The 5,019-nt window shown below is 73.4% G+C and carries 4 protein-coding genes and 2 pseudogenes; 4 read left to right on the top strand and 2 right to left on the bottom strand.

What is annotated here, in order from left to right:
• Nucleotides 1–324 (top strand): annotated as a pseudogene (locus ABZV94_RS40155) (methyltransferase); the annotation flags it as partial.
• Between the two features lie 97 nt (nt 325–421).
• Nucleotides 422–586, top strand: a complete 165-nt coding sequence (locus ABZV94_RS40150; RefSeq protein ID WP_356349805.1) for a CDGSH iron-sulfur domain-containing protein — start codon at nt 422–424, stop codon at nt 584–586.
• Between the two features lie 209 nt (nt 587–795).
• Here the strand turns inward: ABZV94_RS40150 and ABZV94_RS40145 are convergent, their stop codons facing one another.
• Nucleotides 796–1,230 (bottom strand): protease inhibitor, encoded by a 435-nt coding sequence (locus ABZV94_RS40145; protein ID WP_356349803.1) that lies wholly within the window; start codon nt 1,228–1,230, stop codon nt 796–798.
• A gap of 453 nt (nt 1,231–1,683) precedes the next feature.
• Between ABZV94_RS40145 and ABZV94_RS40140 the strand changes: the two genes are divergently transcribed.
• Nucleotides 1,684–3,285 carry a cytosine permease gene (locus ABZV94_RS40140; RefSeq protein ID WP_356349801.1) on the top strand — a complete coding sequence of 534 codons (1,602 nt, stop codon included), beginning with the start codon at nt 1,684–1,686 and terminating at the stop codon, nt 3,283–3,285.
• Between the two features lie 82 nt (nt 3,286–3,367).
• Complete coding sequence (locus ABZV94_RS40135) at nt 3,368–4,546, top strand: lactate 2-monooxygenase (protein WP_356349799.1); 1,179 nt, start codon at nt 3,368–3,370, stop codon at nt 4,544–4,546.
• A 37-nt stretch (nt 4,547–4,583) separates the two neighbouring features.
• Here the strand turns inward: ABZV94_RS40135 and ABZV94_RS40130 are convergent.
• A pseudogene (locus ABZV94_RS40130) lies at nt 4,584–4,958 on the bottom strand (RICIN domain-containing protein); the annotation flags it as partial.
• Nucleotides 4,959–5,019 lie beyond the last annotated feature (61 nt).

The raw sequence follows: 5,019 nt of genomic DNA, 5'->3' as shown, positions 1-5,019 counted from the left end.
GGGCGCGGCCCGCACGGCCGGGCCCGGGCCTGGGACGCGGGGCGCGACGGGCGGCTGCTGCTGGACCGGATCTGCCGGGACGCGCCGGCGCTGCTGCGCCCCGCAGGGGTGCTGCTGATCGTGCACTCGGCGCTGAGCGGCCCGGACCGCACCCTGGAACTGCTGCGCGACGCGGGCCTGAAGGCCGCGGTGGTCCGGCGCCGCTGGATCGCCTTCGGCCCGGTGCTGCGCTCCCGGGAGGACTGGCTGCGCCGGAGCGGGCTGCTCGCTCCGGCCGAGGACAGGGAAGAGCTGGTGGTCATCCGTGCCGAACGACCCTGCTGACACCACCGGCGTCGCCCCCGGCGTCCCGGCCGGCCCCGCGGCGGACTCCGCCGCTGCCGGCCCGGCGGCCCGGGCTCCCGCCGAGCGGGCCCGGCGGATCACCGTGCAGCGGCGCGGGCCCCTCCTCGTGGAAGGGCCCGTGGAGATCGAACTGGAGGACGGGACCACGGTGTGCTCGGACCGCTTCCGCGTCGCTCTGTGTACCTGCCGGCGCAGTCGCCGCTACCCCTGGTGCGACACGAGTCACCGGCGCAAGGCCTGAACACCTGGTTGAAACCGATTGTTTTTCGCCGCTCCCCGGGCGGTCCCCCACGGACCGGCCCGGGGAGCGGCTGTGTGCCCGGGTCCGGCGGGCGGCCCCACTCCGCCCGCCGGTCCCGGCGCGAGATCGCAGGTTCCCCGCTCCAGGGGGCCGCACTCCCCAGTTGCGGGCCTGATCCGGCGTCCACGGGGACCCGTGCGATCCCGGTCCTAGAAGGCGAACAGGCTGCCGCCGGCCGCGTCCCTCATGCACGTGTTGCCGAAGGTGCGCTCGTAGGAGAGACGCTTGCCCTGCCAGACCCCCTGGACGGTGACGACGACGGGGTCGTAGACCTTGGTGCACATCACGTCGTCGGCGGGCTTCAGGGCGTCCAGTTCACCGCCGACGCCGCGCAGCTCGGCGCAGGCCTGGGCGGCGGCCGGGTGGGTGCCGGAAGCAGTGGGGGCGCAGGAGAGGGTGACGGCGCGCTCCGGAGTGGCCGTGGCCGCGTCGTTGCCGTGGCCGGTGGTGAGCACCAGCGCCGAGGGGGCGTAGAGCGACGACGGGGCGGCGCCCGGTGCAGCGACGGCGGCCCCGGTCAGGGGTCCGCAAACGGCGGCGGCCGTGAGGCCGAGGGCCGCTGCCCAGCGCGCGGTGTTCCGCATTGTGTGCATCCTTCCGCTCGAACAGTCGGGTCGCCGGCTCCGGCCCGGTCGGGTGCCGGAGCGGCGAGCGACACTCTGCCGACTCCGCCGGCGAAACTCACATCGAACCCATGGGTTTCAGTAACCTTTCGTGTTCAATCAGTGGCGTGAAGTCACGGAATTCGAACGCCGTGGCCCCGGAACCAAGCGGTTCCCCCACCGCGGAAGCGGCCAGATGGCCGAAAAACAGCTCTTCGTTAATCGTCCTGAAACATTCCGGCTCTGACCGCCCCGCGCCCCTTCATGACTCCTCGTGTTCATGGAGTGATCACCCGAAGCCGGTGCCTCCGCCACCCGGCCGATGGGCGATTCATCCACCGGAGCCGCGAAAGTTGGATGAACCGCCCTCTGGATCACACGGTTCCGCCCGCCGTACCGTCGGCGCACCCCGCTGCCGTCCCCGCTGGAGCGCCCGTGTCCGCACCACCCGAACCGCCCGCCGCGTCCGCCTCCTCGCCCGCAGCCGCCCTCACCGAGGTCGAGGCCCACGGTGTGGAACGCATCCCCGACGCCGACCGCACCGCGACCCCGCTGGACCTGTTCCGGCTCGCCTTCGGCGGTGCCAACACCTTCTCCACCTGCGTCCTCGGCGCCTTCCCGATCCTGTTCGGGCTGTCCTTCTGGCAGGGTCTCGCGGCCACCGTGCTCGGCGTCCTCGCGGGCGCGCTGATCCTGTGCCCGATGGCGGTGTTCGGCCCGGTCAACGGCACCAACAACGCCGTGTCGTCCTCGGCGCACCTCGGTGTGCACGGCCGGGTCGTCGGTTCGTTCCTGTCCCTGCTCACGGCCGTCGCGTTCTTCTCGCTGTCGGTGTGGAGTTCGGGCGACGCCCTGGTCGGCGGCGCGCACCGGCTGTTCGGCCTGGAGCGCGACAACCTGTCGTACGTCGTCGCCTACGCGCTCTTCGCCGGCCTGGTGCTCGCGGTGTGCGTCTACGGCTTCCGGTTCATGCTGTTCGTCAACAAGGTCGCGGTGACCTCGGCGAGCGTGCTGTTCCTGCTCGGCGCGGTCGCGTTCGCGGGTGACTTCGATCCGTCGTACGCCGGGGCGTTCACGGCTTCGGCGGACGCGGCGACGCGGTCGATGTTCTGGCCGTCCTTCATCGGAGCGGCGCTGATCGTGCTGTCCAACCCGGTGTCGTTCGGCGCGTTCCTCGGCGACTGGTCGCGCTACATCCCGGCTTCCACCCCGCGCCGCCGGGTCGTCGGGGCCGCGTTCCTGTCCCAGCTCGCGACGCTGCTGCCCTTCGTGTTCGGTCTGGCGACGGCCAGCATCGTGGCGACGAAGGCCCCGAAGTACGTCGACCCGGCCGCGCCGGACTTCGTGGGCGGACTGCTGGCGATCTCCCCGAGCTGGTTCTTCCTGCCGGTGTGTCTGCTGGCGCTGATCGGCGGCATGTCGACGGGCACGACCTCGCTGTACGGCACCGGGCTGGACTTCTCCTCGGTTTTCCCGAGGCTGTCGCGGGTCCAGGCGACGCTGCTGGTCGGCGTGTTGTCGATCGCGTTCATCTTCGTGGGCCGGTTCGGCCTGGACCTGGTGCAGTCGATCTCCACCTTCGCCACGATGATCATCACCTGCACCACGCCCTGGATGGTCGTGATGATGCTGGGCTTCTGGACCCGCCGCGGCTGGTACGACCCGGACGCGCTCCAGGTCTTCAACCGCCGCCAGCGCGGCGGCCGTTACTGGTTCGCGCACGGCTGGAACTGGCGCGGCATGACCGCGTGGTGGGTGTCGGCGCTGATCGGTGTGCTGTTCACGAACATCCCGGGCCAGTTCGTGGGCCCGCTGGGCGATCTGGCGCACGGAGTCGACATCAGCCTTCCGCTCTCGCTGGCGGCGGCCGCGGTGCTCTTCCTGGCCCTGCTGTGGCTGTTCCCCGAACCCCGGGCCGCGTACGGCCCCGAGGGCGCCCGTCTGGTCCGCACGGTCGAGGCCCCGGTGCCGCCGATCACCGGACCGGGAGCCGCCGCCGACGCCCCCGCGCCCGTGCCGGCGGGCGGCACCGGCTGACGTGATCCCCTGGCGCGCGGCCCGACGTACCGGTCGGTATCGTCGGGGGCGCACGCGGCCGACGACGCGCGGGAGTTGACGGATGGCACAGCACTGGGCGGACTTCCAGTACGAGATCTACCTGAACGGGGCGACCGGGGCCGTGCCCCGGCTCCCCACCGACCTGACCCGGCTGGAGGAACTGGCCGAACACCGGCTCGGCCCCGGCCCGGTGGGTTATGTGGCGGGCAGCGCGGGCGACGGCGGCACGGCCCGCGCCAACCGGGCGGCCCTGGCCCGGCACCGGATCGTGCCGCGCATGCTGCGGGACGTGCACGAGCGCGACCTCACCACCGAGGTGCTCGGGCGGACCCTGCCGGCGCCGCTCGCCCTCGCTCCCGTCGGCGTGCTGTCGATCATGCACCCCGACGCCGAGACGGCCGCCGCCCGGGCCGCCGCCGCGCAGGGCGTGCCGTACATCCTGTCGTCGGCGTCGAGCACGCCGATGGAGCAGGTCGCGGAGGCGATGGGGGACGCCGAGCGGTGGTTCCAGCTGTACTGGGGCAAGGACCGCGAGGTGACCCGCAGCTTCCTCGCCCGGGCGCGCACGGCCGGGTTCTCGGTGCTGGTCGTCACGCTGGACACCCCGCTGCTGGCGTGGCGGCCCCGCGATCTGGACCAGGCCTACCTGCCGTTCGTGCACGGCGTGGGCACCGCCAACTACTTCACCGACCCGGCGTTCCAGGCCCGACTGGCCAAGCCGGTGCACGAGGACCCGAACGCGGCGGTGCTGCACTTCCTCGGCCTGTTCGGGGACGCGAGCCACACCTGGCCGGACCTGGCCCTGCTGCGGGAGCAGTGGGACGGGCCGATCGTCCTCAAGGGGATCCTGCACCCGGACGACGCCCGGCTCGCCGCGGACGCCGGGATGGACGGCGTGGTGGTCTCCAACCACGGGGGCCGGCAGGTGGCCGGTTCGGTCGCGGCGGCCGACGCGCTGCCCCGGGTCGCGGACGCGGTGGGCGACCGGCTGACGGTGCTGTTCGACAGCGGGGTGCGCACCGGCGCCGACGTCTTCAAGGCCCTGGCCCTGGGCGCGCGGGCGGTCCTGCTCGGGCGCCCGTACGTCTACGGCCTGGGCCTGGACGGCCGGGCGGGCGTGGAGCACGTCATCCGCTGCCTCCTGGCGGAGTTCGACCTGACGCTGGCCCTCTCGGGCCACGCCCGCCCGGGTACGGTGACGCGGGCGGACCTGGAGGCCGACGGCGGCGCACCCTCCTGAGGGACGCGGACCGGCGGCCGGCGTGCGGCCTGCCGCCCTACGGCGAGCCGCCGGAGACCCACCGCTGGCCGGCGGACCCGTCCCGGACCTTGACGACGAGATCGGCCCCCGCCTGGTCACCACCGGCGGCGAGCGCGAGGGTCCGGTCCCACCGCGGCAGCAATTCGCCCTCGGGGGTGAGGTCGTAGCGCACGTCGTCACCGCGTCGCGATCCGGCGCCGGCGCAGTGGCCGAGGAGGACCACGCCGGCGTCGGCGTGCGAGTCCAGGCACAGACCGGTGCCGGCGGCACTGCGCAGCGACCCGTCGGCCTCGTACGTCCACCGCTGCGTGGCCGAGCCGGAGCACTCGGCGAGCACGGCGCTCGCCCCGGCCTCGGGCGTGCCCTTGACGTCCAGGCACCGGCCGGCGCCGTTGCGTCCTCATCGACGCCATCGAGGGCGTCGAGTCGGACCAGCCGGTCGAGCAGGTGAT

This window comes from Streptomyces sp. NPDC004658 (assembly GCF_040609555.1).
GTDB lineage: Bacteria > Actinomycetota > Actinomycetes > Streptomycetales > Streptomycetaceae > Streptomyces.
The sequence above is the reverse complement of the archived record's forward strand: the minus strand, read 5'-3'. Positions and strand labels throughout refer to the sequence as shown.